This is a genomic window from Corynebacterium sp. 045007 (genome assembly GCF_040743205.1).
In the GTDB taxonomy this organism is placed as follows: Bacteria; Actinomycetota; Actinomycetes; order Mycobacteriales; family Mycobacteriaceae; genus Corynebacterium; species Corynebacterium jeikeium_D.
Map to the genome: position 1 here is coordinate 39,727 of NZ_JBFLKW010000012.1, position 26,201 is coordinate 65,927.

Genomic DNA, 26,201 nt, shown 5'->3' on the forward strand with positions numbered 1-26,201 from the left:
TTACTTACGGGTCAACGCGATTGCCGCGCCGACGACGGCTAACAGAACTGCACCAATAGAGAACCACATCATGTTGGAAGAGCCGTCATCCTCGTTTTCTTCGGTGCCCTTCGGATTCTGCTGGCTACTAGTCGGGGCCTCGCTACTTGGCGACTTGTGCGCGACCTGTTCAAAAGCTGGGCCCGGAATCTTCTCGCCGACCAACTCCGTGGTCAGCTGGTAAGTCACCGGGACGTTTTGAACATCCGCGACATCGTGGGATTTACCGGCGCCCCAACTGTTGTTGAAGAAGACAACGATGTACTGGTCACCATCCAGCCACGCTCTTTCAGCCTCGTAATCGCCCGACTTTTCACTATCTTCGCCGATCCGATTGCGGTAGTTAATCCGGGCCGAGTTACCAAATGTTGTCTCTTCGCCGATCTGGTGTTCATTTACAGGACGGGTTTCCTCGCTACCGGCGAGTTGGCGTGCCGAATTCAGCGTCTTGATATCCAGGCCGGAGATCTGTGCAAGCTTGTCCGCTTCTGGGGCGTCAATGAGTTTGACGGCGCCGCGGAGCTGCTGCCCATACTCGGACTTGATCTTGTACACGTGCGTCTCACCAGGAACAATGTCGGCCGTGACGCTGCTGATGTTGTCGACAGTAAGTTCCGTGGCGTCATCGAACCACGAACCTGGGGTGACCTTCTTAGCCTGATCTGCTTCCGGTGTCGCGGGCGGAGGGTTCAAGCTCTACACACTCGACGAGCTGAACTTCTGGCTAACCGAAACCGGCTTCATGCCGCCACCATCGTGGAAGCGCACCCGCCGCAAAAACCCCGTCGGACTAGGGCGCAACTGCGCCCTATTCGAATCAGCACGCACCGGGGCATACCGCGAAATCCGCCACCACTTCGGCAACCCCGACGGACTCGGCCGCGCAATCCAAACCACCGCACAAGCCATGAACCAACAACTCTTCAGCGAACCACTGTCTACACGCGAAGTCGACCAAATCGCCCGCTCCATCCACCGATGGATCACCACCAAATCCCGCATGTGGGCAGACGGCCCCGCCGTCTACGAAGCAACCTTCAGCACCATCCAAAGCGCACGAGGCCGCAAAAGCGGAGCGGTTAGGCGTAAAGCTGCTCAAGAGAACTGGAGAAGTGCCCTATGAGTGAGGTTTATGCTCGCTATCCGCGTAACGGAAAAACAGCTCGCGCTCTTGCCGAGAAAATGGGCGCGTCTGTTAGAACCGCTCAACGATGGACTAGTGAATCGCGCGAAGACTACCTCGCACGCGCTAACGAGAAGCGTCGCCGCGTCCGAGAGTTACGTGCTCGTGGGCTAAGCATCAGGGCGATAGCAAAACAAACTGGGTACTCCGTGGGAACAGTCCACCGCTACGTATCAGAGTAAAGCCAGATGCTACGTTCTTCTACTCATCATCAGAGTGATTCTCCTTGAGAAAACCCATGAAACTGAAGTATGGGACATCTTCTGTAGCTCGTTGAACGGCTTCGAAAACAGCATCACTAATAGGGTCAATTATCTTGTCACTTAGGTTTAAGACTTCCAGGAAGAAATGCTGAGTAATCATGTACGGACGAAAATTTTCCTGATTACTACCAGGGTCTAATTCTTCAGCAAGCTGATACTCGTCTTCATCGCACTCATCAACTGTGAAATCAGGAAGATCGTCAATTTCGGGAAAAGAAACTTTGAGTTCCTTCTTGAAACGCTCGGCAACCTGGTAAGAGTCTTTTTCAGAGCAATAAACGTAAAGGTCTTCGTAAAAGCCTTGCAGCTCACCATTTGACAAGGAAGAAGGATTGGTCATGCGAAAGTCACTCCGTTCATTAGTAGTCGGGATAGTAAGCCTAGCTTTAACGGGGGGCAGCGTTCTCTGTTGCGCCGAGTGCTAGTGCGTATGCACCGAAGCCAGCATCGGAAGTCTTCCTAGCGAAGAAAAAGCCCCCACGAGGAAAAGGCGTCACGCTGAAGTGCGCTGTCGTAAATCTTCGGAATGAAGCAACTGGGCAATACATCTTTGGCAAAGGCAAGGACAGGGGCGCCGCTCAGCGAGATGCAAATAATAAACTGGGGAGGATGAAAGGAAAAGGATTCAAGCTCAAGCACTGCCGAGCAATCTAGCGCTCAACCTACGTTCCGCTTTCATCGAAAGAATCCGGCGCTTCGTTCCATGTGTTACCTCGCCGGCGACATCGCGCGAGCCAACGGCTTAACCGTCGCGCTTGCGCTCTGGCCGCCGCGCACCGCGCTTCCTGCGCGGGCGCACACCAAAAACAACTCCCGCGCTGTCAGCGACAGCCTCAGCCCCAAGCACACGACGAGGATGCGACTGCACCGAGCCTTGATCGCGATCAGCGCCCCGTAGAGCGTTCAAAGCATCCTCCACGCCTTGGAGTGCCAACTCGCGCTGTGAGGCGCTCAGCGTCGCGTCTGAGGCGATTTCTGAGCCAATTTCACGCAACCGCTCGATGTACGAACCACTCACACGCCCAAACCTCCCAAAAACCGGTCAATAGCCCCATCCTGCACGCCGCCCGCGCCACGCACGCACCCAGTCCCGACCCTGCCAAGTAACGAAAGTGACCCGCCAGGGTCGACACACCTCTTGCAGATGAGCATCTGCGACTTTTTAGGGACTGCCGCGGTGGTGGGACCGCCTTGCCGAGGGGCCGGTTTAGTGGTCGATGAAGTCGGGGTGCGTAGTGCGCGTTGGGGGCCTCTCGGGGCGCCCAGGGGGAGGAACTCGCTTCGCTCGTGCAGTGAGAAAAGCTCTCCAGGGGATCCCCCCCCCTGGAACCCCGGAAATATCTGACTTGGTTCGCGACGTACTTTGAACACGCTGGGGAGAAATCCCCGAGCACAAAACACCCCTGTGCAAGGATGAGCACCATGACAGCTCCCACCGACCGGCCAGACGGCAAATTCGAGCAGCTATGGCTGCCACTATGGCCGCTAGCGTCGGATAATCTGCGCGACGGAATCTACCGCACCAGCAGGCAAAAAGCACTCGGGAAACGATTCATCGAAGCCAACCCCGATGCGATTTCCAACCTGCTTGTCGTCGACATCGACCACGACGACGCACTCATCCGCGCCATGTGGGATCGCGAACAGTGGCGATCCAACGCAGTCGTCGAAAACCCCACCAACGGCCACGCACACGCCGTATGGGCGCTAGAAGCCCCATTCGCACGCACCGAGTACGCCCACCGCGCACCACTGGCCTACGCTGCCGCAGTCACCGAAGGACTACGCCGCAGCGTCGACGGCGACACCGCCTACTCCGGGCTGATGACCAAAACCCCGAGCACACCTGCTGGACAAGCCACTGGGTCACCAACCACCTCTCCTTGTCGGACGGGAACGCCTCCGGCACATCAGTCAGGTTTTCGTTGGCGAAACGCTTGATGGTCACTTCTGCAGGAATGTCCTGACCTTCGAAGGGGCCTCCTTTTCGGGCCACGGAGAACACCATATTGCCCGACTTACAGTCCCCCTCCGCTCCTCCGGACTGCTTGGTTGTTATCGATGCGAAAAGGGGGCCATTGGAGTCGATGATGCCATTGCCGAAATCATTGGCAAGGAAGCAACTGCTGTCGTCCAAATGCATAGTGAGCGAGAAGTTGCGGACATCTAGGTCCATCAAAGTCGCGCCTGACGACGCTCCCGGCACCGTGGCCGCACTAATTGCAAGCCGCTCTCCCTCAGCGACCGGGACGGAGAAGTACTCAGCACCGTCGCCTTCCTGATTACTGATGCTGCGCTCGGACTCAGGAGTCTTTTCCCGCAGCTTGGTCGAGAACGTTTCCACGTCGGCAGGCACCTGGGGAGCGCTCGTAGGAGCGTCGCCGCCCTGTATCTCTTGCGCGCTGGACTTCGCGGTGCGTGCGGTGCGGGTCGCCAGCGTCTTCATGGACTCAGCCAGCGAATCGGAGTCCTGGGCATCTAGGTACTCGCAGCCTATTGCGCCTGTGCACGCCCTGCTTTGATTCCCGCAAAAGAGCCTACGAGCACCAGCAACATGGAAATAGTGGGCACGACCGCCGAGAGTTGTCTTGTTCTGATCATGTGGTCGGTTCCTTTTCTTCCAGCGTGAAAAGAACGTTACCCGACAAAAGCATCCGCGCAATGGAAACTTATTAGAAGTGCGGTGGCTTTCTAGGGCTCACACAAGCAGCGCCACTCGTGGCGCACTCCGAGCTAGCGCACACGTTCTTCCAGCACCTCTGGATCGACAGACAAAAAGTGTGTCTGATTCTCAAGATAATGACTGGGCAGACACCAAAAATTACGGACTCCACACGTGAATACGGGCTGCAAATGTGAAACTGTGCGAGTCTATGACACTTTCAGGCCATTTTTCGGGCCATTTTTGACATAAACGCAGTCAGTAATTCGGATCGACCCGCCGTCGCTGACATAAACTCAGTCAGTAACTCGCATTGAGGTAAGTATCGAAGGCGCCCACCCGCCGACGCGCCGGTCAACACGCCGGTCGACACGCCGAGCGGGCACACTTTTCGCCTATTAACCAGCTCCCCTTAGCGGGACTCCAACCACGCCACAATGTCGGAGTAGACCTCTTCCTTATTCAACTCGTTGAGAATCTCATGGCGACCATCCGGATAGACCTTAAAGCGCACGTCCTTCTTGCCCGCGTTCAGGTATTTGCCCACGACCTCAGTCACACAGGCAGCGCCACCCGCCGGATCAACAGCACCGGAAACCACGAAAAGCGGCAGCTCATCAGGCGCTTTCTCATAGGCTTCAGACGAATTCGCGTAGTGCGTGCCGACGAGAAGGTCGCGGAAAAAGGCATTGGTGGGAACGAAACCGCACTTGTCGTCCGCAATATAAGCATCAACAACCTTGTGATCGCGGGTGAGCCAATCAAACTTAGTGCGGCGCTCAAAGCCCTTGTTGTAATCAGCAAAGGTGAGAGTGTTGAGCAGCTTGCCCGGCGCGGTAGGACGAATCTTAGCCAGCAGGTTTGCCACCTTCATTCCCGCGTCGCCCTTAGCCCCTGGCCACGACACGGTGCCCATGATAATGACGCCGGTAAGCCCCTCTCCGTACTTGGCGATGTAGTTACGAGTCAGAAGCGACCCCATGGAGTGGCCGAGAATATAGTGCTTGCTGCCTGGGAATTCAGCATCAACATACTGGCGCACCGCGTGGAGGTCTTCGAGAATCAAGTTCCAGCCACCGTAGTCAGCGAAGTAGCCCGGGATACCAGCATCCGTCTTGGTCATACCGTGGCCGCGATGGTCGTGCGCGACGACGGCATAGCCCTGGGATACGAGGTACTCGGCGAACTTGGCGTAGCGGTTGGCGCACTCGACCATGCCGTGGACAATCTGCACCACTCCCTTAGGAGTAATGGGCGCGCCCTTGTCATTTTCTGGAACCCAGCGCAACACATTCAATGTGGCACCTGGGCGAGAAAGCGAAGTCCTAACAGCCGATGTCACGTCGGGCACCTTTCGCGTAGAGGTTTCGATACTTACCGCTCATCGTACCGAGGAAGTTGGCTGCTCACTGGTGCTTTCGCCAACAAACAAAGAAAAACTCTGCCCCCCAAAGTGACAGAGTTTTTCAAGGGACCTTACGTCTTTACGTTTTTGCGTTTACACGTTTCGCGCGTGACGCTCGCGAAGCTACAGAATCTCGCCCGGCTTGTAGGTCGCGGCCTCTGGGTACTTGTCCACGACAGCCTGCACACGTGCAACTACGCGGTCAACCTGGGATTCCGCGGCACCGATGAACGCATGGCGGTTCGCCAGAGCGTCGGCAAGCCCTGCGGCATCCAGCGGGAAACGCTCATCTGCAGCGAGACGTTCAGTGAGATTCTGCTCAGCGCCCTTTTCGCGCATATCCAGTGCGGTGGCGACGGCGTGCTCCTTGATGATCTCGTGGGCTTCCTCGCGGCCCATACCAGCGCGAACGGCTGCCATGAGGATCTTGGTGGAAGCCAGGAACGGCAGGTAGCGCTCCAGCTCACGGTCGATCATGGCCGGGAATGCACCGTACTCGGACAGGACGGTGAGGAAGGTTTCGAACATGCCGTCCATGGCGAAGAAGGCATCCGGCAGTGCAACGCGGCGAACCACGGAGCAGGAAACGTCACCTTCGTTCCACTGAGTACCGGCGTATTCGGAGAGCATGGTCATGTAGCCGCGCAGAATGACCTGGAAACCGTGGACGCGCTCACAGGAGCGGGCGTTCATCTTGTGCGGCATGGCGGAAGAGCCGACCTGGCCTTCCTTGAAGCCCTCAGTGACGGTCTCATTACCGGCCATCAGGCGGATGGTGGTGGCCAGCGACGCCGGGCCTGCACCGAGCTCGACCAGCGCGGACAGAGCGTCGAAGTCGAGGGTGCGCGGGTAGACCTGACCAACGGAGTCAAAGACGCGGTCGAAGCCGAGGCCTTCAGCGATTTCGTTTTCCAGGGAGGCCAGTGCGGACTCATCACCGTCAAGCAGATCCAGCATGTCCTGGGCGGTACCCATCGGGCCCTTGATGCCGCGCAGTGGGTAGCGGGAAATCAGGTCTTCTACACGCTCGATGCCCAGCAGCATCTCGTCCGCAGCGGAGGCGAAGCGCTTACCCAGGGTCGTTGCCTGTGCGGCGACGTTGTGGGAGCGACCTGCCATGACCAGCGATTGGTACTCGGAGGCCTTCTCCGCAGTGCGGGCGGCAACGGCAACAGCCTTGTCGCGCACGACTTTCAGCGACTGCAGAACCTGCAGCTGCTCGACGTTCTCAGTCAGGTCACGCGAGGTCATGCCCTTGTGGATGTGCTCAGTGCCAGCCAGGTCGCAGAACTCTTCAATGCGGGCCTTCACATCGTGGCGAGTAATATGCTCACGGGCGGCAATGGAGTCGAGGTCAACCTGATCGATGACCTTCTCATACGCCTCGATAGTGCCCTCCGGCACCTCAATTCCGCGGGCGACCTGAGCCTTCAGAACGGCAATCCAGAGCTTGCGCTCGAGGATGATCTTGTACTCAGGGCTCCACAACTCCGCCAGGGTCGCAGAGGCGTATCGGTTAGCAAGGACGTTTGCGATCTTCTTTTTCTCAGCCACGCCCTCAAGTATTCCATGACCACTGCATCCGCGGTTATCTAGGCCATGGATGACCACGCATTTCTTCCACGCCCTCGTTGAATTTGCGCATCAATCGCACGAACTCCGCGAGCTCCGAGTCTTCCCAGTCATGCGTAATGTCATCGACGGTATTCTTACGCGCCTCAATCTCCCGGTGCAGCAGCTCTAGCCCCTTGTCGGTCGCGCTATGCACCTTCGCGCTTGACGACGGCGCGGGCCTCTTCGCGATATACCCCTGCCGCATGGCGGCGGCCAGCTGGCGGTGCACCGTAGAAATGTCCAGCCCCAGCGCATCGGAGAGCTCGGCGACTGTCATATCCGGCTGCGCTTCCAGCCTAGCCAGCAGTGCTGCGGCGGAGCGATCCAGCAGGATGTCCTTGCGATGTGGCCGGTAGCCGCTGGAGCTCACCCGGGATAGCAGCATGTTCTCGTAAACGAGCGCGGCCAGGTCGTCGTTTCGCACGGTGGCAGTCAATCCTCTTGTCGCCTTTATGTCGGCCCTTTTATGGGCCTGCGGGATGTATCTGTTTGTTGAACAGCTCCTATTCTAGCGCGCCGCGGATGGGGTTAAGGCCGAAAAAGCGCGTTTGCATCATACAAACCGATTGTTATAATTCGAGCCCTAACTGCATTTTTGCACGATACAAATACCGGAAAGCAGTTTTGCCAAAGCACTAATTCCACGATCGTTTTCAAACGAGAAAAGAGACCGTATCTTCAGCATGACAACGCATACGACCACACAGAACAGGCACAAACAGGACGCGCAGCACGGGCAGGACAAGCTCTTCTCCCCCGCGTTCATCATCAGCTGGCTGATTAACTTCAGCATGTACCTGGTGTTCTACCTTTCAATCACAGTCATGGCACTCTACGCCGTCCAGCGCTTCTCCGCCTCCGATGCCGCCGGTGGCTTCGCCGCCAGTTCTTTCGTGGTCGGCGCCACCATCGCGCGTCTCTTTTCCGGCTACTTGGTGGACACCTTCGGTGGTCGCAGAATCATGCTTGGCTCGCTCGCTGTCATCGTGGCAGCCTGTGCCGCCTACATGTGGGCCGCATCCCTGCCGGTCCTGATTGCAATCCGCATCATCCACGGCCTGACCTACGCTTTCGCTTCCACCGCCGTGATGGCCGCCGCCCAGACCGCTATTCCGGCTTCGCGCCGCGCAGAGGGTACTGGCTATATCTCGCTCGGCACCACCCTGGCCACAGCGATTGGCCCAGCTCTCGGCCTGGCCCTTATTGGTTCGGTCGGCTACAGCGTCCTCTTTGCCACAGCCCTCGGCCTGTCCATTGTCGGACTGGTGCTGGCACTCTTTCTGCCACAACACAACGAGCCTGCCACTGCGGCAACCAAGGACGAGGCCACCGAGGATTCGTCGGCAAGCGAGACGAAGCGCACATTTTCCTTCGATGACATCATGACGCCGAGAGTGGTGCCAATCGGCCTGTTCATGCTGCTCATCGGCCTGGCGTATGCGGGCGTGATTACATTCCTGAACCGATACTCACAGCTGAGCGGCCTGGCTAGAGGCGCCAGCTTCTTCTTCATCGCCTATGCGGTGGCGATGATGGCGGCGCGTTTCTCACTGGGACGCCTACAAGATCGCCGCGGCGACAACCCCGTCATCGCCATCGGCCTGGTGTGCTTCACCATCTCACTGCTTGTTCTGGCTTTCGCAACCGCTGACTGGCACGTTATCGCCGCCGGTGCGCTCTGCGGCCTGGGCTACGGCACGCTGATGCCGGCCTGCCAGACCATCTCCGTGCACCTGGCCCCGGCACACAAGTTGGGCACGGGCATCTCGACGCTGCTCCTGCTTGTCGACGCAGGCATCGGCCTCGGCCCGATTGTTTTGGGTTCGGTAGCCGCCACTATGGGATTCGACAAGATGTACGCAGGCCTGGCGGTCGTGGTGGTTCTCGCGGCCGTTTTCTACTGGTTCGTGCATGGCCGCAAGCCTGTTGCACAACGCCATCGCGTGGATCTTTAGAACTAATTGGTGTGCAGTCACTTTTCACAGGTGAATATCGCACAAGGAACACCGATAGCAGTGATGTGTCGTGAGTCACCTATACTTTTTCACATGACTGAATCATCCACACCACAGAGCATGATTTCGATTGCCGGGGTGAATAAGCACTACGGCGACTACCACGCTTTGCGTGATATCAACCTGGAAATCCCAGCTGGTCAGGTCGTAGTCATCCTCGGCCCCTCCGGCTCCGGTAAGTCCACACTGTGTCGAACCATCAACCGCCTGGAAACCATCGACAGCGGCGAAATTCGCATCAACGGCAAGCTTCTTCCCGAAGAGGGCAAGGAACTCACCCGCCTGCGCGCTGAGGTTGGCATGGTTTTCCAGCAGTTCAACCTTTTCAGCCACATGACCATTCGGGACAACGTCACGCTGGCGCCGATGAAGGTCCGCAAGCTCTCTAAGGCCGAGGCTCGCGAACGTGCTGACAAGCTGCTCGCCCGTGTCGGCATTGCGGAACAGGCTGACAAGTATCCGGCGCAGCTCTCCGGCGGTCAGCAGCAGCGCGTCGCCATCGCACGCGCCCTGGCTATGGACCCGAAGGTCATGCTTTTCGACGAGCCCACCTCGGCACTCGACCCGGAAATGATTAACGAGGTCCTCGATGTCATGACCGATTTGGCCAAGGGCGGCATGACCATGGTCTGCGTCACCCACGAGATGAGCTTCGCCCGCCGCGTGGCCGACCGCATCCTGTTCATGGCCGACGGTGCGATTGTCGAAGACACCGACCCGGAGACCTTCTTCACCAACCCGCAGAGCGATCGTGCCAAGGACTTCTTGGCCAAGATCGTCGGACACTAGGCGGGGCTGGTCACCATGAAGCTTTCACTATTACGAGGAGGCCGGGGACGCAGTCGCAACCAGGGCCGCCGAGGTGTCGTCGGCAAGCGAGTTGCGGCGGCTGTCGTAGCTGTTGCCACGACGATGAGCCTCGCGGCCTGCGGTAGCGGCGGACCCCGAAACCTGCTGGCCGATATCGAAGCCGGGCACGTGACGCTGGGTACGAAGTTTGACCAGCCGGGCCTCGGTGAGCGCACTCCGGACCGTGAGTTCGCGGGCGTCGACAACGATGTTTCCCGCTACGTCATTGAGTACATCGCCAACAAGAACGGTTGGGATGTGCCCGAGATGGAGTGGCGCGAGACCCCGTCCGCTCAGCGCGAGACGCTGATTAACAACGGCGAGGTCAACATGATCGCCGCCACCTACTCCATCAACGCTGGCCGCCTGGCTGCCGTCGACTTCGCCGGCCCGTACCTGGTCACGCACCAGGCACTGTTGGTGCGCGGTTCCGAGGGCATCCAGGGGCTTGACGACGTCGCCCCGGGCACTCGCCTGTGTTCTGTATCCGGCTCCACCCCAGCGCAGAAAGTCAAGGACGCTCTACCGGAGGTGCAGCTGCAGGAGTTCGATACCTACGCCGCGTGCGCGGAAGGTGTGAAGCAGGGTGTCGTCGATGCCCTGACCACCGATGCGACCATTCTCGCGGGCTTCGCCCAGCGCTACAAGGAGCGCTTCGGCGACGACTTCCGCGTGGTCGAGCTGCGCAACCCCGATGGTTCCTACTGGACCAATGAGTACTACGGCATCGGTCTGCCCAAGGGTGATGATGCCAGCCGTGAGGCCATCAATGAGGCGCTGGAGTCGCTGTACGACACCGGTGAGCTTCAGAAGATCCTGAAGAAGCATTTGGGCGACAAGTTCGAGCTCGACGACAAGCCGGCAATCGGCGATCTGTCGTTCGTAGAGAAGAAGTAGGAAGGGGTGCGAGCAAACAATGAATCCAGAACTATGGAGTGAAATGGGGCCGGAACTACTTCCGGCTTTCTGGGTAACCATCAAACTGACGATTGCCTCAGCAATTGGTTCCCTGATCTTTGGCACGCTTCTCACCGCTATGCGCGTGAGCCCCGTGGGAATCCTGCGTACCCTGTCGACCTGGTACATCAACATCGTCCGCAATACCCCGCTGACGTTGATCGTGCTGCTGGCCTCGATGGGTCTCTACTACAACTTGGGTCTGCTGCTGGCCGCAGAGAATGACTCCTTCATTGTCAAGCAGAACTTCCGTCTGGCGGTGCTGGCGTTTGTTGCCTACACCTCCTGCTTTGTCGCCGAATCCCTGCGCGCCGGTATCAATACCGTGCCGTTCGGACAGGCCGAAGCCGCCCGCTCCCTGGGCTTGAGCTTTGGCCAGAGCTTCCGCTACATCATCTTCCCGCAGGCATTCCGTGGCGCTATTGTGCCGCTCGGCAACACCCTGATTGCGCTGACGAAGAACACCACGATTGCCTCGGTAATCGGTGTGGCTGAAGCGTCGCTGCTGATGAAGACGATGACCGAAAACTACGCCAGCGATATCCTGATTATCTTCGGCATCATCGCTGTCGGCTTTATTATTCTGACTCTGCCGACCGGCCTGTTCTTCGGCTGGGCTGGCAAGCGATGGGCGGTGAAGCGCTAATGGCTACTCGCGCAACAGTTCTTTATGACGCGCCGGGCCCCAAGGCTCAGCGCTTCAATCGACTTCTCACCTGGATCGTGGCCGCAATCACCGTTGCGGTCCTCGCCTGGGTGGGAATGACGCTGGCCAATAAGGGCCAGTTCGAGGCCAATAAATGGTCGTTCTTCCTCGAATCCACAACCTGGACCACCTACATCCTGCCCGGCCTGGTCAGCACCATTGTCGCGGCTGTGGCGTCAATTGTTCTGGCGCTGGTAATTGGCGCTCTTCTGGGCGTCGGCAGGCTGAGCCCGGTCGCACCGGTGCGCTGGTTCTGCTCGGTGATTGTCGAGTTCTTCCGCGCCATCCCGGTGCTGGTGCTCATGCTGTTTGCCTACTCGGTGTTCGCCATCTGGCAGCTCTTCCCGTCGAATTACCTCGGCTTTGCCGCTGTTGTGTTTGGTCTGACCATGTACAACGGCTCCGTCATTGGCGAGACACTGCGCTCCGGCATCGAATCGCTGCCGAAGGGCCAGCGTGAGGCCGCAATTGCGCTGGGTCTCTCCCACCGCCAGACGATGGTCACCATTTTGCTGCCGCAGGCAGTCGCCGCCATGTTGCCGGCGATTATCTCGCAGATGGTCATTGCGCTGAAGGACTCCGCACTGGGCTACATGATTGGCTACGTCGAGGTTGTCCGCTCCGGCCGCCAGCTTGGCGAGTACTACGGCGCCATGATTCCATCGCTGGTCGTCGTGGCGATCATTCTCATTGCCATCAACTTCGGTCTGGCCAACCTTGCCGAGCGTATCGAAAGCCAGCTCCGCGCCGGCCGCGCCCGCCGCAACATCATTGCGAAGGTCCCGCATCAGCCTGACGTCGGTGTCACCACCAAGGACCAGGCCAACGTGGATTGGCACGATGAGGACTACAAGGACCTCCGAGGCACCTACGAGTAGAGCTAATCACGGCTTACTGCCGCACTCGCTTTACGACGAACACAGCGACGCCGCCCACGGAAACTGCTAAAGGTTTCCGCTGGGCGGCGTTTTTGTTTGCCTACGGCCTTTGCCTTCGCTCTTATCGATGAGCTACTCACTGATGGCCACGCTACAGCGCATCAATAGGTGAATAGCGTGGCCACAAGTGCCGGGCATCTTTTGCTGCTTACCCCAATGCGAGTTACTGACTGCGTTTATGACAGCGGCGGCGGGGCGATGCGAGTTACTGACTGCGTTTATGACGAAAATGGCCCGAAAAATGGCTTGAAAGTGTCATAAACTCACACAGTTTCACATTTGCAGCCCGTAGTTTGTCGGGTTGTCCGCTTTGCTACTTAACGCCGGGTTGTGGAGCTGCCGCAGTTGGGGATTTTACATCACCATCTAATGGTTCCTTTGGAGGGGACGTCGTTGTTCTTCATCTGGCCTGCACATATGGAGTATCGGGGTCTGTTTCGTGTCACCTAGAAAGCAAACCAAGACCCAGTTACCACTTGCGAGTGCCATTCCGGTGGATTGAATGAAAAATGGCGGGAATACAGGAGTTCTCCTATATTCCCGCCGTCTCCTTTTAGGAGCTAGCAATGCGGCTCGAAAGCCTTGGTATCACTAGTTTTCATTCTGCGAGTGGCGCTTACGAACCGCTAGCAAAATACCACCAGCCAGCAACAGCATTGCTGCGATTCCTAGCGTGCCAGCGACCTTAGCGCCGGTGACAGCCAGAGAAGACCCACCCTTGGAGCTGGAGCTCGAGGTGCTGCCACCCGAGCTGCTGTGGCCCGAGGTATTTCCACTGGAGGAGCTTCCACCAGAGAGGCTACCGCTGGAGGAGCTTCCGCCCTTGGAGCTGGAGCCCGAAGTGCTACCACCCTTGGAGCTAGAGCCCGAGGAGCTAGAACCTGAGCTGCTTCCACCCTTTGAGCTGGAGCCCGAAGAGGAACCGCCCTTAGAGCTGGAGCTCGAGGAACTTCCGTCCTTACCCGGCTTGCCTGGCTTGTCATCGGGCTTGCCTGGCTTATCGCCCGGCTTGTCGGGCTTACCCGGCTTGTCGGAATCACCTGGCTTGCCTGGCTTGTCGGGCTTACCCGGCTTGTCGGAATCACCTGGCTTGCCTGGCTTGTCCGGCTTACCCGGCTTGTCGGAATCACCTGGCTTGCCTGGCTTGTCCGGCTTACCCGGCTTGTCGGAATCACCTGGCTTGCCTGGCTTGTCCGGCTTGCCTGGCTTGTCCGGCTTGCTTGGCTTGTCACCTGGCTTACCCGGCTTGGTCGGGTCAGTCGGTTCGTTCGGCTTGGTCGGGTCAGTCGGCTCGCTCGGGTCCGTCGGCTCAGTCGGCTCGCAGTCGAGCTTGGTGCCCACGCGAATCACACGATCCTGCTTCTCCTTGAGAACCTCTTCAGAAGTTTCCGGCTCGCCCACAAACTCACCGTCCTCGAGATTCCAGGTGTTGGTGATTTCCTTCTCACCAGTGACACCAGGCTGATCCTCAATAACCTTGCCGGCTTCGAGGGTCTCGTCGTACTCGATGATGGTATCGAACGGAATCGGCGCAGTGTGCTTATCCGTCAGCTGGGCCTCACCCTCAGCAGGACCGACCTCGACAATGCGGTCGACAGGATCGCTGATTGTCTCAGACGAATCCTCCTTGACCACATTGCCGTCGCTGTCAACCGTAATCGTGACAGTGTGCTTGACCTCGCCTGGAGTTCCCTCCTGAACAACCTTGGTTTCGCCAGGCTCCAGATCCGGGTTAGTACTGACCAGGGTGTCGAACGGAGTCTTTTCAATCCACGAGTCAGACGTGGTCACCGGCTCACACTTTTCAGTCGGCTCACTCGGGTCCGTCGGCTCACTCGGGTCCGTCGGCTCAGTCGGCTCAGTCGGCTCGCTCGGGTCAACAGGAGGCGTCGGCTCGCACTTGCACTTAGTGCCCACGCGAATCTTTCGATCCTGCTTGTCCTTAGTAACGGTCTCCGAAATCTCCGGATCACCTACCGGCTCACCGTTCTCGAGCTTCCAGGTCTTGGTGATTTCCTTCTCACCGAACTCACCGGCCTGTTCCTCGACAACCCTGCCGACTTCCAGGTTCGGGTCGTACTCAATGAGGGTGTCGTACGGAATCTTCTCCGTGTGCTTATCCGTTAATGCGGTCTCGCGGCCCTTGGCCGGGCCAACCTCGATGATCTGGTTTACCGGGTCGCTGATTTTCTCAGAGGACTCATCCGTGGAGATTTCCCCGTTGTCAGCATTCACCTTAACGGTGTGCTTGATTTCGCCCTGCTTACCTTCCTGGACGACCTTGGTCTCACCAGGCTTCAGCTCAGGGTTGACCCGAACCTCGACCTCGAACGGAGTCTTTTCAGTCCACTCGATGGTCGTGGATGCAGGCTTGCCCTTGGTACCGACCTTGATGATCTTCTTGACCGGCTCAGCCACTCGCACGGTTTCGGTCTTGGAATCCACAACCGTCGAGTTTTCGATGGTCTGGGTCGTTGTGACCTTGTCCTTGCCTAGCTTGCCTTCCTGGACAGTCTCCTGCGTGCCGGCTTCCAGATTCTCGTCGAAGATGATCTCAGTCTCAAACGGGACGTCTACCTCGTACTCAGTAGTGTGAGTGCCCACGGTCTTCGTGCCAACACGGATAACCTGCTTGACCGGCTCCTTGGTGCGCTCAGTGGTCACCTTAGGGTCGCCGGACGGCTTGCCGTCCACAATCTTCTGAGTCGAAGTTTCGACCTCAGTTCCGAGCTGACCCTCCTGATCGACGACCTGAGTACCCTTTTCCAGGGTGTCGTCGAAAACAATTTCAGTCTCAAACGGAATCGGCTTCTCGGTCTTGGTCACCAGTTCCGATGGCTCCACGCCGGGACCATACTCAACAATGCGAGTAACAGGTTCCTTCGTGGTCTTCTCCTCGGTTACCTCAGCCTTGTCGCCCTTCGCGGTGAAGTTAGCAGTAAAGGTCTTCTCACCGTTCTCGCCTTCCTGGACAACCCTGATTTCACCAGGTGCCAGGTCCGGGTTCTCGCGAACCTCGGTCGGGTACGGAATCGGAACCGTCCAAGTTACAGTCTCGGCGCTTTCGCTTTCAGTAACCTTGGTTCCGATGACGACGACCTCATTAACCGGCGCCTCGGTCTGCTCCCACTGGCCGTCCTTGGTCATCTTTTCCTTGCCAGGAACGCCCTTGGTTTCAACCTTGTACTCGCCGGCAGGAATGGTGTCGTCGTACTTGTACTCGACCTTGAACGGGACCTCACGCGTCGGAACGTCGACAACGTTAACCACAGCGTAAGCGGTATCCGTAGAGCCGTCCTCGTAGGTCACGGTGACCGGAATCTTGACCTGGTCACCCGGCTTCGCATCCGCAGGGGCGGTTGCGGTGATCTCGCCATTGTCGTCAATACTGACAGTCCAACCAGCCGGAACTTCGCCCAGCTCGTATGGGTTGTCCTTGGCGACGTTTACGTTATCCGGCTTGTCGAGGTTTAACGGCAGCTTTGCGGTATCCCCCGGGTACACCGTCTCTGTTGGGTAAGACGGATCTGCTTCCCAGGCATTAGTCAGCTTCACGACGGTAGTAACCGGCGTCTGAGTAGCACGACCGCCTGGGGCATTAACCGTCACGGTGACGGTATTCTTGTCGCCCGGCTTCGCATCGGCCGGCGGAGTCGAGGTAACGACACCGGTGTTCGGGTCAACCTTGTACTCCCAGCCGTCAACATTCTGAGTGAGGACCGGCTTGCCGTCTTTCTGTCCGAAGGAGAAAGTAGAGCCCTCCGGCGGACCGTCGACATGATGTTCGACGGACTGACCCGGTCCAGTGGTCTGGACATCGTAGTTTGCCTGCAGGTCACCCTTAATAACGACAACGGTGCCTACAACCGTCTGCGGCTTCTGCTTGCCCTCATCACTGTAGTGCGCGAGGACTGGGACATTAAGAATGTCTCCTTCGTGCGCGTCCCTCGGAATGGTGGTCTTAATCTCACCAGTCTTCTCATCAACGTAGACAGTCCACGTCTTGCCATCCTCGCTCTTAAGGGTGGTCTGGTTAGTACCGTCCTCGAAGGTGTAGCGCGTCGGAGCCTCGTCGGAGGTGTTTCCGCTCAGCCCGCGCTCGGGGAGTTCCGGAGTGAGGCTGACGTTCGCATTTGGCTGACCAGTTACAGTGTCGTAAGTCGGGATCTTGATGTCCACGATGGCCTGGAACTGGACCTCGATCTCATCGGTGGTCTGGTCCGGATAGGTCGCCTTCACCTTTGGAGTGATGACGGTTCCCGGCGCGACAGAGTCGTCCGCCTTCGCGGTGACCTTACCTGTGTCGTCGACCTTGACGGTCCACCCTTCCGGGACAGTGGACGGGTCAATCTCAAACTTGGCCGGGTGAACCGGCTTATGGCCCTTCATGATGGACTTGGTGGTGATCTGAGAGGTGATGTCTTCATTCACCTTGCCCTTGGCAAGACCCGGGCGCACCAGGTCAGTGACCTGGGTATTGTTCGGGTCGACCACGACGAGCAGCTCAAGTTCATCGGTGGAGCCATTCGAGTATTCCACTATGACCTTCGGGCGTGCGAAGGTGCCCGGCTTCGGGTTTTCCGGAGCGGTGACGGTGACGTTGTAGTCCTCGTCCATCTCGACGGTCCAACCCTCGTAGACGTACTTCTCGTCCAGCTCGACCTTGGCCTCGAAGCCGCCGTCACCCTTCTTCTTCACCAGGTCCTTGATCTTATCTGGTACCTGCTTGAAGACGACCTTCTGCGGCTCGGTTGCCAAGGGGCCGGTTGCGCTATCGACGCCCGAGATGATCGAAGCATCTTCCTTGTCATACTTCGGGGAGTGGTACTCCGTGTCATCCAGGGAGAACGCCTTGGAGTCGATGACGTTTGCCTTGTTGTAGCGCGTCAGCGAGTTGGAGCTGTTGAAGGCTCCGTCATGCTCGATAAACTCATTGTGGCTCTTAGCTGCAGCCTGGAGCTGGTCCACGCTACGCGGCTTTGCCAGAACGGAGAAGTTCACGTTCTTATCAGTTGCCAGGTCGGTACCGCGGTACTCAGGCCAGGTGAAGAAAATCTCGCCGGTCGCTTCGTCGATACGCAGGTTCTTGGTGCCACCGGAGGCCGCTGGGTCGGTGGTACCGATGAACTTGCCGTTGCCGTCGTAGGCCTCCACGACCATGCGGGACATCGAATCATCCGTGCCGCCGCCCGTCACAGCAGGAACGTTAATCTTACCGACCTTGGTTTCCTCACCGGGGACGATAACGTGCTTTTCGAAGCTCTCCCACGAGACCGTGATCGGGTTACATTCGATGTTCTCGCTCGGCCACGGATTTACGACAGCCGCAAAGGTTGCGGAGTCTCCCTGAGTGGCAAACGGAGCGGAAGTGCGCGCTTGCTTGTAGTTGCTCTGCCAGGCATAACGCACCGGGTTAGCGGCAGTGGCCTCAGCGAACTGCTTGACTTTCGCGTCGGTCAGTTCCGCGTTTAGGTTCAGGTTTCGCTGTCGCCCAGAAGCAGTAATATCGAGGATTTCGTCGGCCTTGTGGGTGACTACCTCGCCCGGAAGAAAGGTCTGACCGGCCCCCATAGAGGGGACCTGTCTCGCATCGAGAACCACCGACAACAACCCTGAATTGGTAAAGCTCCAATCAGCGAACGTGCGGTCCTTCGAGTTATCGAAGGAGACGCTCAAACCCCACAGTGTTTTCGAAGGGCTGTCAGCCGCAGGTTCCAAGGTGTTCCAGCTGAAACCAGCCTGGCTGCCCTCCGAAGTGCTCTCCGAGACAACACACGAACCGGCCGGGAGGTCGGAGGCCTTCTGGGCGTCCTTCTCCACCGCGCCGGACTTGTCGCGGATACCGCCGGAGAGTTCTGCAGCTACCGCCTCCGGCTGTGAAGAGACAAAATTCGGAGCAACTCCGATCGCGCTACCAACTACGGCTGCGACTGTTAGCACAGCCAAAGGAGCGCGTACGGAGCGCTTCTTTAACGCTTCCGGTAATTTCATACGCATTTTGCGTCCTTATCCAATTTTCCTATCCTTACCCACCTGGTACGGGCCCGCTGGCACCTCACCGAGTCTGTTAGCGAGACTTTGAGGATCAACACTTGGATGTTCACCACCCAGAAAGCTCGGTGACACTTAACCGCAAACCGTAAAAAAAGGGTGCACCCACAGTTTAGCATGCAAAATTAATGCCATAAATCCTGGTGACACCCCCATAGACCCCTGAAATTTCGGCGAAAGCAACGCTTGGCAAACTGGCACAACGAATACAAAACACCGCCCACCGAAACTACTTTTGGTTTCCGTGGGCGGCGTTTTCTTAGTTGGCTTTGCTTCGCTCCTATCGATGCGCTACTCACTGATGGCCACGCTACAGCGCAACGATAGGTGAATAGCGTGGCCACAAGTGCCGGGCACTACTGCGACCGTGCTCTCCTACGACTCAGACTTGGTCTCCGACTCCTCTGGCCTCTCGGATTCCGACTTTTCGCCAGACTCAAACTCACCTTCAACGACCACATCGGACTGAATAACCAGGCGCCCCTCTTCATCGTGGGTGTACTCAAAGCGCGGCAGCTCATTGCCCTCTTCGTCGTAGCCCGGCGCGGGCGCTGCTTCGTGCTTCTCCAGCTTCTCCGGAGTATCGGTCTTCTTCCACTGGCGAGTAACCGGCTTGCGCACGGCCATATGGTCATCGCTCATGCCCTTGACCAGGGAGTACATCATGATGAAGTGGAGGAAGAAGAACGGCACACCAATGACAATCACCGCGGATTGCAGCGCTTCCAGTGCAGTTTCACCAGAAATCAGCAGCAGAGAAGCTGCCACAGCACCGATCATGATGCCCCACAGGACTCGGTAGAAGGTCGGAGCCTTGTTTTCCTCACCGGTGGACATCATGTCCATCACCATCGAAGCGGAGTCAATGGAGGTGACGAAGAAGATCATGATCACAAAGAGCGCAAACACACTGACAAGGGTTGCCAGTGGGTACTGCTCCAGCAGGATAAATAGAGCCGGCGAGGGATCCCCTCCTTCGACGACTGGTTCCGTCAGAATGCCCGGCTGCTCATTTTCCAGTTCGAAGCCAGCGCGGCCGAAGATAGAGAACCACATGATTGACACGATTGTCGGCAGTGCAATCACACCGGCAATGAACTGACGGACTGTACGGCCGCGGGAAATACGGGCGACGAACATGCCCACAAATGGCGACCAGCAGATTGTCCAGGCCCAATAGAAGACCGTCCAGGCGCCCTGTTTCCAATTCGGGTTGACGTCGTAGGAGTCAGTCCAGAACATGATGCGCGGCAACGCATCCAAGTAGACACCTGTCGTATCGACGGTCTGGCGCAGCAGCGTCAATGTCGGGCCCATGAGCAGCACGAAGACCATCAATGCCATGGCTGCCCAAATGTTGGCATTGGACAACACCTTAATACCTTTGTCCAGACCGCGGGCCACGGAAATCGAGGCAATCACAATAATGATGGCAATCAGAATGAGCTGCACCATCGAGCTTTCCGGGGTACCGATTACACGTGCAGCACCGGAGTTAATCTGCAGCGCACCCATGCCCACCGATACCGCGATACCGACGACGGTACCGATGATGGCGACGGCGTCGATAAGCTTGCCCGGCCATGAGTAGATGCGGGTACCGAGCAGCGGCGCGAAGATGGAGGAGACGCGCGGCGGCAGGTGACGCTTGTAAATGAAGTACCCCAGCGCGAGCCCCGGCAGCGCCATGATGACCCACATGTGAATACCCAGGTGGTAGATGGTAAATGCCATCGCAGTGTTCTGAGCTTCGCGGCTCATCGGCTCTTGACCGAACGGCGGGTTGTAAGCGTGGTTGAGCGGTTCAGCCACGCCCCAGAACATCAGCATGGAGCCAGTACCACCGGCGAAGAGCATGCCGAACCACTCGGCGATGGTGTATTCGGGCTCTTCGTCATCATCGCCAAGCTGGATGCGTCCGTAGCGGGACACAAACAAGCCGATGAGGAAGATAAAGCTTGCCGAGACACCACCGATGAACAGCCAGCCCATGTTAGACGTAACCCAATCGGAAGCGGCCGAGTAGGCATCCCGAGCGGTATCCCCCAGCGCTATGGTCACTGCCACAAAGAGGACAATGAAACCCATCGCCGTCGTGAAGATCAACGGGTCGGTCGGCAGGTTCTTAAGAAAACCGCCCGACTTCTTTTCTTGCGTTTTTACTTGTGGCGTTTGTGTAGATCCCATTATCGGGGTCAGCGCCTTTCACTTCTAGATTGTTTGTCTCAGAAAAGACAGCTCGGAAGACACATTCCTCCCAAGTCGGTTATCTACGTTACAAAAGGAAGCCCAGTCATTCTCAATAACTAAGCCTTTGTTCTGTAATTGCGACTTTTTCCTTCGAGTTCACGCTGGTTTAACTGAACGTCAAAGTGGAAAACCTATCGTTCGACTCCATGCAGCTTTCCCGTCGCAGCGCTCTACGTTTAGGCGCATCCACCGCACTTGCCACTTCAGTCACGCTCGCTCATGCCTCTAGAGCTGCGGCTTCAGCTACACCGGGTTCGCCGTCACTGGCCTCCCCAGGGTTACTGCGTTCTCGGCCACAGCTCACCCACGGCGTTGCAAGTGGCGATATCCGCGGCGACGGCGCATTGATTTGGGCTCGCTCAGACCGCCCCGCCCATATGGTGGTTGAAACTGCTGCAACTGAGAGCTTCCAGAATGCCAAGGTATTCCGCAGTAACTCTCTGTTAACTCCAGACACTGACGGCACCGGACGTCTACGTGTCGTCGGTCTCGAACCGGGGCAGGAAATCTTCTATCGTGTCACGCTCGAAGAGGCAGATACTGGAATCTGCTCTGATCCCGTTATCGGCACCTTCCGTACTGCCCCAAACCGCGCATCCAACATCCGCCTGCACTGGTCCGGCGATGTCGCAGGTCAGGGTTGGGGAATTAACGACGAAATCGGTGGATACACCGGCTTTTCCACCATGATGGAGCGCAATCCAGACCTATTCATTCACTCAGGCGATACCTGCTATGCCGACGGTCCGCTGGATGAATCCGTCACGCTTTCCGACGGCACTGTGTGGCGCAACCATGTCACTCCGGCCAAATCCAAGGTTGCTGAAACCCTCGAAGAGTATCGTGGCCAGTACTCCTACAACCTCATGGACAAGAACTACTTGGCCTTCAATGCGCAGGTTCCGCAGCTAGTCCAGTGGGATGACCACGAAACAGTCAACAACTGGTACCCCAACGAAGTCCTAGACGATGATCGCTATACCGAGCGCGATGTCAACACCCTGGCCAAGCGTGCCTACCAGGCCTTCCATGAGTGGCAGCCAATTGATCAACAAATGGCTGTAGATGGGCGCGTCTACCGCAAGGTTTCCTACGGCCCGTTGCTAGACATATTCATTCTGGATATGCGCAGTTACAAGGGAGAAAACACTTCCAATAATCCGCGCTCGACAACCGAAGAACCAATCCTTGGCGAAAAGCAGACCAACTGGTTAATCGACTCCCTCAAGGACTCCCGCGCGACGTGGAAGATTGTTGCTAATGACCTACCGCTTGGAATCATCGTCCCCGACGGCGACGATGGTGACCAAGAAAGCGTATCCAATGGTGCCGCCGGTGCACCTGCAGGACGTGAACGTGAAATCGCCCGCCTGCTCAGCGCCATTAAAGATGTTTCAAATGTCGTCTGGCTCACCGCCGATGTGCACTACACCGCGGCTCACCACTACAGCCCAGAGCGCGCACAGTTCACCGACTTCGCACCCTTCTGGGAATTCGTCTCCGGTCCTCTCCACGCGGGCGCATTCGGCCCCAACGAAATGGATTCGACCTTCGGGCCGAAGGTGGAGTACGTCCACGCACCGGGTAAAGACAATGCCAACGCCGACCCCACACAGGACTTCCAGCACTTCGGCGAAGTCGATATCGACGGCGACTCACGCGAGATGACCGTCCGTCTGCTCACCACTCGTGGCACCGAGTTGTGGTCGACAACGCTGAAGCCGCAGGCGTAGGCACACTGTTCAACAGCGCGTGGCGGTAGCCACTAATTAGTGCGTTCCGCCACGCTTTACGACGGTCTCCTGCCCCGCAGCCTGCCAGGCCACGATGCCTCCGTCCAGGTTGATGAGCTCCGGCGTGGCGCCATCAGCCTCGGAATCGCTGGCCAGAAGCTCAATTGCCTGTTGCGAGCGGGCTCCCGAGTGGCAGTGAATCAGAACTCGTGGGTAGTTCGACTGGAGGTTCCGCTCAGCCCACGCTTCGCGAATCGCAGCCCACCCACGGCTGCGAATGTTGCCGAGTGGCACAAGCACAGATCCGGCAATGGCAGCCTCCGCGTGTTCTTCAGGCTCGCGTACATCGATGAGAGGCACACCCTCGGCAAGAAGCTCGTGCGCCGTGTTGGGGCCAATGCTGCGCATGCTCTGCGCCGGGGCCTCCTCATCCTCGGTCCACGAAGCTGCGCACACCTGCGCAATTTCGGTCAAGTCGGAAACGGGTTCGCGCTCCGGGTCGGCTGCAAAGGACAGTGTGCGGGTGGTTGCCTCCAGGGCGTCGATAAGCACGAGTTTGCCGACGGCGACCTTGCCGACACCAGTGAGCACCTTGATAGCTTCGACGACCATCATGGAGCCGATCTGTCCGACCATTGCGCCGAGGACACCGCCTGCGGCGCACGACGGCACGGAGCCGGGATCGGGGATGTCGGGGTAAAGATCGCGAAGCATGGGGCCGTGGCCAGGCCAGAAGACGGACAGTTGCCCTGCGAACTGCAGAATCGTGGCCCAGACCAGTGGCGTTCGGGTCAACTCCGCGGCATCGGAGGACAGGTAGCGCGTGGCGAAGTTGTCCGCGCCGTCGAGCACTACATCGTGAGTGGCGAAGAGCTCCTCAGCATTGTCGACGCTTAACCTGCCGACGATTGCGGTCACCGATGCCTCGGAGTCAAGGCGCCGCACGGCATCCGCGGCGGATTCGGCCTTCGGGCGACCAATGTCGGACTCACGGTGAATGACCTGGCGCTGAAGATTGGATTCGTCGACCACGTCATCGTCAATGATGGTGATGTGCCCGACCCCTGCCCCGGCCAGGTACAACAGCGCAGGCGATCCCAAGCCGCCAGCTCCGATAACGAGGACGCGGGAGGCTCGCAAAGTTCGCTGACCCTCGGCACCAAAGCCCGGCAGTGTTAGGTGCCGTGCGTACCGGCGCAGGTCGCGGTCCGAAAGATTGACACCCTGCTCCGCCATTACAGAGAATCCTGCTCGCGTGCGCCGCTGACGCGCTCAGTGATGATTCCCTCAAACGACGAGCTCGCCTGGGCTAGTCGACGCCGTGGAATGCGGCCGGACTCGCGAGCAGTCAGTCCTGCCTCAACGCCGAAGCGCATCGCCGTGGCCATGCCCACCGGATCATGTGCACGGGTCACTGCGGATGCCAGCAGCACTGCATCGCAGCCAAGTTCCATCGCCTGAGCTGCCTCAGACGCGGTACCGATGCCCGCATCCAGGATGATGGGCACATTCGCGCGGTCCACAATCAGCTCGATGTTGTGTGGGTTAAGAATGCCCAGACCAGTGCCAATCGGCGAGCCCGCCGGCATGACAGCTGCACAGCCCAGATCTTCCAGCCGCTTGGCCAGCGCCGGATCGTCGTTGGTGTAAGCGAAGACGACGAAGTCGTCAGCTACCAACTGCTCCGCTGCCGCAACCAGCTCGACCGGGTCCGGCAGCAGCGTGTCCTCGTCGGCGATGACCTCGAGCTTCAGCAGGTTGGTTTCCAGCGCCTCGCGGGCCAACTGCGCAGTCAGCACCGCGTCACGAGCGGTATAGCACCCCGCAGTATTCGGCAGCGCCGCAATATTGTTGCGCTGCAGAATCTCAAAAACGTTCTGCTTCGTACCGGGCGTAAAACGGCGCATCGCCACCGTAGTCAGCTCGGTGCCCGAAGCCACCAGCGCGCGCTCCAGCGTATCCATGCTGGTCGCACCGCCAGTTCCCATAATCAGACGGGAGTTCAACTCCAGTCCGCCAATGCGCAGCGGTTCGCGTGTAAGTCCGCTCGCCGCCCCGGTTTCGTTTGCCTGTGCGGACATCTTTGCTTGTGCGGAATTCTCGGTCATCTCTAGCCTCCCTGAACTGCTGTCACGATGTCGATGGCGCCTGCCACGGGTGTGGTCGTCCACTTGGCACGCGGGATTACCGCGCCATCCACGGCTACCGCGATTCCCAGGCGGGTGCCGTCCGCGGCGGTGCCGTCGTCGTTAAGCGCGTGCCCCGTGTGCTTTGCGACGAGATCTGCGACCATCTCCCCCGCAGCCGGTGTGTAGCCTTCGCCATTGAGTGTTGTGGTGGACATAAGCGAGCCTCCTCTAATCGCTGAAGCGGAATGGATTGACGGCGGAAAGAAGCGCCGGGTCGTTGTCAGTTTCTCGACCTGCGACGACATCGGCCGTGAGCTTGGAACCGATGGCGGTAAGCAGAATGCCGTGGCGGAAGTAGCCGGTCGACACGGTCAGTCCTGGAGCCACGCGACCAATCATGGGGACATCGTCTGGGGAGCCAGGCCGGGCGCGGGCGGTCATCTCGTAGATTTCGCAGTCGAGAATGCCGGGCACCAGGCGGTATGCGTCGCGGAGTAGCTGGTGGACTCCTTCGGCGGAGACACCGGTCAGGTCATCTTCACGCGAGGTTGCGCCGAGCACGACGGTGCCGTCGGCACGCGGGACGATATAAACCGGACGCCCCTGAACCACACCGCGAATAGTGCGAGTGACCAGTGGCTGTAAGCGCTCCGGTACACGCAGCCGCAGCACATCCCCATAGACCGGGCGCAGCGGCAGATTCAGATTCTCCGGCAGCCCCGCGATGTCAGCAGTGTTCAGCCCCGCAGCCAGAACGACCTCATCGGCGAGGTAGTCATTTCGGTCCGTACCGCGCAGCCCAATGGCTTGGCGGGGGTCGGCATCGGAAGCGTAAATAACCTCTTCCGCGCGGGTGCGGATGACGCGGTCTCCCAGAATGGTCAGCAACGCCTCGGCGAGCAGACGCGGATTGACCTGGTGATCTCCCGGAATATCCACCGCACCAACACAGCCCGGCCCCAGTGCCGGTTCTGCCCGGCGCGCCTCGGTGGCAGTGATGCGGTTAATCTCCATGCCCATGTCATGCTGCAGCTCAACGAGCTCGCTGAGTGTCTGCCGGTCAGCGGCATCGCCCGCACAAACAAACGTGGAATTCTCGATGTAGCCGACATCGTGGCCCGATTCCTCGGCGATGGCGAGGGCAAAGTCGCGGTAAAGCTTGCCCGACTCCACCATCAGCGGATACAGCGTCGGCTGATCCCACACGACTTCGGCCACCGGCGCCAGCATGCCAGCTGCGGCGAAGGTTGCGCCGGAAACGGGCTCGGCATCGAGGACGGTCACATCGAATCCCTGGCGGAGTAGTCTCCATGCCGTCGCCAAGCCGATAATGCCCGCGCCTGCGATAACAACGCTCGACGACGTCTCCCCTGTGCCGCCCTCACTTGTCGAGGCAGCACCCATAGC

The 26,201-nt window shown here is 58.5% G+C and carries 21 protein-coding genes; 9 read left to right on the top strand and 12 right to left on the bottom strand.

Annotated elements, in window-relative coordinates:
- Complete coding sequence (locus AB1Z34_RS07345; RefSeq protein ID WP_367158133.1) at positions 1-732, bottom strand: hypothetical protein; 732 nt, start codon at positions 730-732, stop codon at positions 1-3.
- Between the two features lie 49 nt (positions 733-781).
- On the opposite strand from AB1Z34_RS07345, the gene AB1Z34_RS07350 reads away from it, so the two are divergent.
- On the top strand, positions 782-1,162 hold the full coding sequence (locus tag AB1Z34_RS07350) for a primase C-terminal domain-containing protein (RefSeq protein WP_232250787.1): 381 nt from the start codon (positions 782-784) through the stop codon (positions 1,160-1,162).
- A gap of 59 nt (positions 1,163-1,221) precedes the next feature.
- The gene (locus AB1Z34_RS07355) at positions 1,222-1,404 is read left to right on the top strand and encodes a helix-turn-helix domain-containing protein (protein WP_082150646.1); all 183 of its coding nucleotides are present in this window, start codon (positions 1,222-1,224) and stop codon (positions 1,402-1,404) included.
- 19 nt (positions 1,405-1,423) lie between these two features.
- Here AB1Z34_RS07355 and AB1Z34_RS07360 read toward each other — a convergent pair whose 3' ends face one another.
- Together AB1Z34_RS07360 and AB1Z34_RS07365 are read right to left on the bottom strand one after the other, a co-directional pair.
- A complete protein-coding gene (locus tag AB1Z34_RS07360) occupies positions 1,424-1,825 on the bottom strand; it encodes a hypothetical protein (RefSeq protein ID WP_048733056.1) in 402 nt (133 codons plus the stop codon).
- 402 nt (positions 1,826-2,227) lie between these two features.
- Entirely contained in the window at positions 2,228-2,503 is a 276-nt protein-coding gene (locus AB1Z34_RS07365; protein ID WP_367158135.1) for a hypothetical protein, read from the bottom strand.
- A 404-nt stretch (positions 2,504-2,907) separates the two neighbouring features.
- Here AB1Z34_RS07365 and AB1Z34_RS07370 point away from each other — a divergent pair, with 404 nt between their 5' ends.
- The gene (locus AB1Z34_RS07370) at positions 2,908-3,426 is read left to right on the top strand and encodes a replication initiation protein (RefSeq protein WP_197914907.1); all 519 of its coding nucleotides are present in this window, start codon (positions 2,908-2,910) and stop codon (positions 3,424-3,426) included.
- Between the two features lie 1,133 nt (positions 3,427-4,559).
- Here the strand turns inward: AB1Z34_RS07370 and AB1Z34_RS07375 are convergent.
- The 3 genes from AB1Z34_RS07375 to AB1Z34_RS07385 all read right to left on the bottom strand — a co-directional run bounded on the left by AB1Z34_RS07375 (position 4,560) and on the right by AB1Z34_RS07385 (position 7,590).
- Positions 4,560-5,489, bottom strand: a complete 930-nt coding sequence (locus tag AB1Z34_RS07375; RefSeq protein ID WP_367158136.1) for a lysophospholipase — start codon at positions 5,487-5,489, stop codon at positions 4,560-4,562.
- A 186-nt stretch (positions 5,490-5,675) separates the two neighbouring features.
- Positions 5,676-7,106: an adenylosuccinate lyase gene (gene purB / locus AB1Z34_RS07380; RefSeq protein WP_367158137.1), complete on the bottom strand. Its 1,431-nt coding sequence runs from the start codon at positions 7,104-7,106 to the stop codon at positions 5,676-5,678.
- A gap of 34 nt (positions 7,107-7,140) precedes the next feature.
- The gene (locus AB1Z34_RS07385) at positions 7,141-7,590 is read right to left on the bottom strand and encodes a MarR family winged helix-turn-helix transcriptional regulator (RefSeq protein ID WP_070595808.1); all 450 of its coding nucleotides are present in this window, start codon (positions 7,588-7,590) and stop codon (positions 7,141-7,143) included.
- Between the two features lie 259 nt (positions 7,591-7,849).
- On the opposite strand from AB1Z34_RS07385, the gene AB1Z34_RS07390 reads away from it, so the two are divergent.
- From AB1Z34_RS07390 to AB1Z34_RS07410, 5 genes are all read left to right on the top strand, one after another.
- Complete coding sequence (locus tag AB1Z34_RS07390) at positions 7,850-9,121, top strand: MFS transporter (RefSeq protein ID WP_367158138.1); 1,272 nt, start codon at positions 7,850-7,852, stop codon at positions 9,119-9,121.
- Positions 9,122-9,241: 120 nt separating this feature from the next.
- On the top strand, positions 9,242-9,970 hold the full coding sequence (locus tag AB1Z34_RS07395; protein WP_367158147.1) for an amino acid ABC transporter ATP-binding protein: 729 nt from the start codon (positions 9,242-9,244) through the stop codon (positions 9,968-9,970).
- A gap of 15 nt (positions 9,971-9,985) precedes the next feature.
- Positions 9,986-10,927, top strand: coding sequence for a glutamate ABC transporter substrate-binding protein (locus AB1Z34_RS07400; RefSeq protein WP_016421414.1), 942 nt, complete (start codon positions 9,986-9,988; stop codon positions 10,925-10,927).
- 19 nt (positions 10,928-10,946) lie between these two features.
- Entirely contained in the window at positions 10,947-11,633 is a 687-nt protein-coding gene (locus tag AB1Z34_RS07405; RefSeq protein ID WP_048733083.1) for an amino acid ABC transporter permease, read from the top strand.
- Complete coding sequence (locus AB1Z34_RS07410; protein WP_367158139.1) at positions 11,633-12,571, top strand: amino acid ABC transporter permease; 939 nt, start codon at positions 11,633-11,635, stop codon at positions 12,569-12,571. The genes AB1Z34_RS07405 and AB1Z34_RS07410 overlap by 1 nt, the downstream gene beginning before the upstream one ends.
- Positions 12,572-13,222: 651 nt before the next feature.
- On the opposite strand, the gene AB1Z34_RS07415 is transcribed toward AB1Z34_RS07410, so the two are convergent.
- Both AB1Z34_RS07415 and AB1Z34_RS07420 read right to left on the bottom strand, forming a co-directional pair.
- Positions 13,223-18,622: a G5 domain-containing protein gene (locus tag AB1Z34_RS07415; protein WP_367158140.1), complete on the bottom strand. Its 5,400-nt coding sequence runs from the start codon at positions 18,620-18,622 to the stop codon at positions 13,223-13,225.
- Between the two features lie 435 nt (positions 18,623-19,057).
- Complete coding sequence (locus AB1Z34_RS07420; protein ID WP_367158141.1) at positions 19,058-20,869, bottom strand: BCCT family transporter; 1,812 nt, start codon at positions 20,867-20,869, stop codon at positions 19,058-19,060.
- A 209-nt stretch (positions 20,870-21,078) separates the two neighbouring features.
- On the opposite strand from AB1Z34_RS07420, the gene AB1Z34_RS07425 reads away from it, so the two are divergent.
- Positions 21,079-22,665, top strand: a complete 1,587-nt coding sequence (locus AB1Z34_RS07425) for an alkaline phosphatase D family protein (protein WP_016421418.1) — start codon at positions 21,079-21,081, stop codon at positions 22,663-22,665.
- 36 nt (positions 22,666-22,701) lie between these two features.
- Here AB1Z34_RS07425 and AB1Z34_RS07430 read toward each other — a convergent pair whose 3' ends face one another.
- From AB1Z34_RS07430 to thiO, 4 genes are read right to left on the bottom strand one after another with little or no spacing between them, the layout of a single operon-like run.
- The gene (locus AB1Z34_RS07430) at positions 22,702-23,901 is read right to left on the bottom strand and encodes a ThiF family adenylyltransferase (protein ID WP_367158142.1); all 1,200 of its coding nucleotides are present in this window, start codon (positions 23,899-23,901) and stop codon (positions 22,702-22,704) included.
- Positions 23,901-24,746 (bottom strand): thiazole synthase, encoded by an 846-nt coding sequence (locus AB1Z34_RS07435; protein WP_141752745.1) that lies wholly within the window; start codon positions 24,744-24,746, stop codon positions 23,901-23,903. Before AB1Z34_RS07435 ends, AB1Z34_RS07430 begins: the two co-directional genes overlap by 1 nt.
- 29 nt (positions 24,747-24,775) lie before the next feature.
- Entirely contained in the window at positions 24,776-25,009 is a 234-nt protein-coding gene (thiS, locus tag AB1Z34_RS07440) for a sulfur carrier protein ThiS (protein WP_016421421.1), read from the bottom strand.
- Positions 25,010-25,022: 13 nt separating this feature from the next.
- A complete protein-coding gene (thiO, locus tag AB1Z34_RS07445) occupies positions 25,023-26,198 on the bottom strand; it encodes a glycine oxidase ThiO (RefSeq protein WP_231367210.1) in 1,176 nt (391 codons plus the stop codon).
- Positions 26,199-26,201 lie beyond the last annotated feature (3 nt).

Excerpts from the sequence above, each read along its gene's own strand:
- AB1Z34_RS07430 (WP_367158142.1), bottom strand. The coding sequence starts at position 23,901 with ATGGCGGAGCAGGGTGTCAATCTTTCGGACCGCGACCTGCGCCGGTAC.
- AB1Z34_RS07395 (WP_367158147.1), top strand. The coding sequence starts at position 9,242 with ATGATTTCGATTGCCGGGGTGAATAAGCACTACGGCGACTACCACGCT.
- AB1Z34_RS07355 (WP_082150646.1), top strand. The coding sequence starts at position 1,222 with ATGGGCGCGTCTGTTAGAACCGCTCAACGATGGACTAGTGAATCGCGC.
- AB1Z34_RS07400 (WP_016421414.1), top strand. The coding sequence starts at position 9,986 with ATGAAGCTTTCACTATTACGAGGAGGCCGGGGACGCAGTCGCAACCAG.
- AB1Z34_RS07405 (WP_048733083.1), top strand. The coding sequence starts at position 10,947 with ATGAATCCAGAACTATGGAGTGAAATGGGGCCGGAACTACTTCCGGCT.
- thiS (WP_016421421.1), bottom strand. The coding sequence starts at position 25,009 with ATGTCCACCACAACACTCAATGGCGAAGGCTACACACCGGCTGCGGGG.
- AB1Z34_RS07415 (WP_367158140.1), bottom strand. The coding sequence starts at position 18,622 with ATGAAATTACCGGAAGCGTTAAAGAAGCGCTCCGTACGCGCTCCTTTG.
- AB1Z34_RS07435 (WP_141752745.1), bottom strand. The coding sequence starts at position 24,746 with ATGTCCGCACAGGCAAACGAAACCGGGGCGGCGAGCGGACTTACACGC.
- AB1Z34_RS07390 (WP_367158138.1), top strand. The coding sequence starts at position 7,850 with ATGACAACGCATACGACCACACAGAACAGGCACAAACAGGACGCGCAG.
- AB1Z34_RS07420 (WP_367158141.1), bottom strand. The coding sequence starts at position 20,869 with ATGGGATCTACACAAACGCCACAAGTAAAAACGCAAGAAAAGAAGTCG.
- AB1Z34_RS07360 (WP_048733056.1), bottom strand. The coding sequence starts at position 1,825 with ATGACCAATCCTTCTTCCTTGTCAAATGGTGAGCTGCAAGGCTTTTAC.
- AB1Z34_RS07370 (WP_197914907.1), top strand. The coding sequence starts at position 2,908 with ATGACAGCTCCCACCGACCGGCCAGACGGCAAATTCGAGCAGCTATGG.
- AB1Z34_RS07425 (WP_016421418.1), top strand. The coding sequence starts at position 21,079 with ATGCAGCTTTCCCGTCGCAGCGCTCTACGTTTAGGCGCATCCACCGCA.
- AB1Z34_RS07410 (WP_367158139.1), top strand. The coding sequence starts at position 11,633 with ATGGCTACTCGCGCAACAGTTCTTTATGACGCGCCGGGCCCCAAGGCT.
- AB1Z34_RS07350 (WP_232250787.1), top strand. The coding sequence starts at position 782 with ATGCCGCCACCATCGTGGAAGCGCACCCGCCGCAAAAACCCCGTCGGA.
- thiO (WP_231367210.1), bottom strand. The coding sequence starts at position 26,198 with ATGGGTGCTGCCTCGACAAGTGAGGGCGGCACAGGGGAGACGTCGTCG.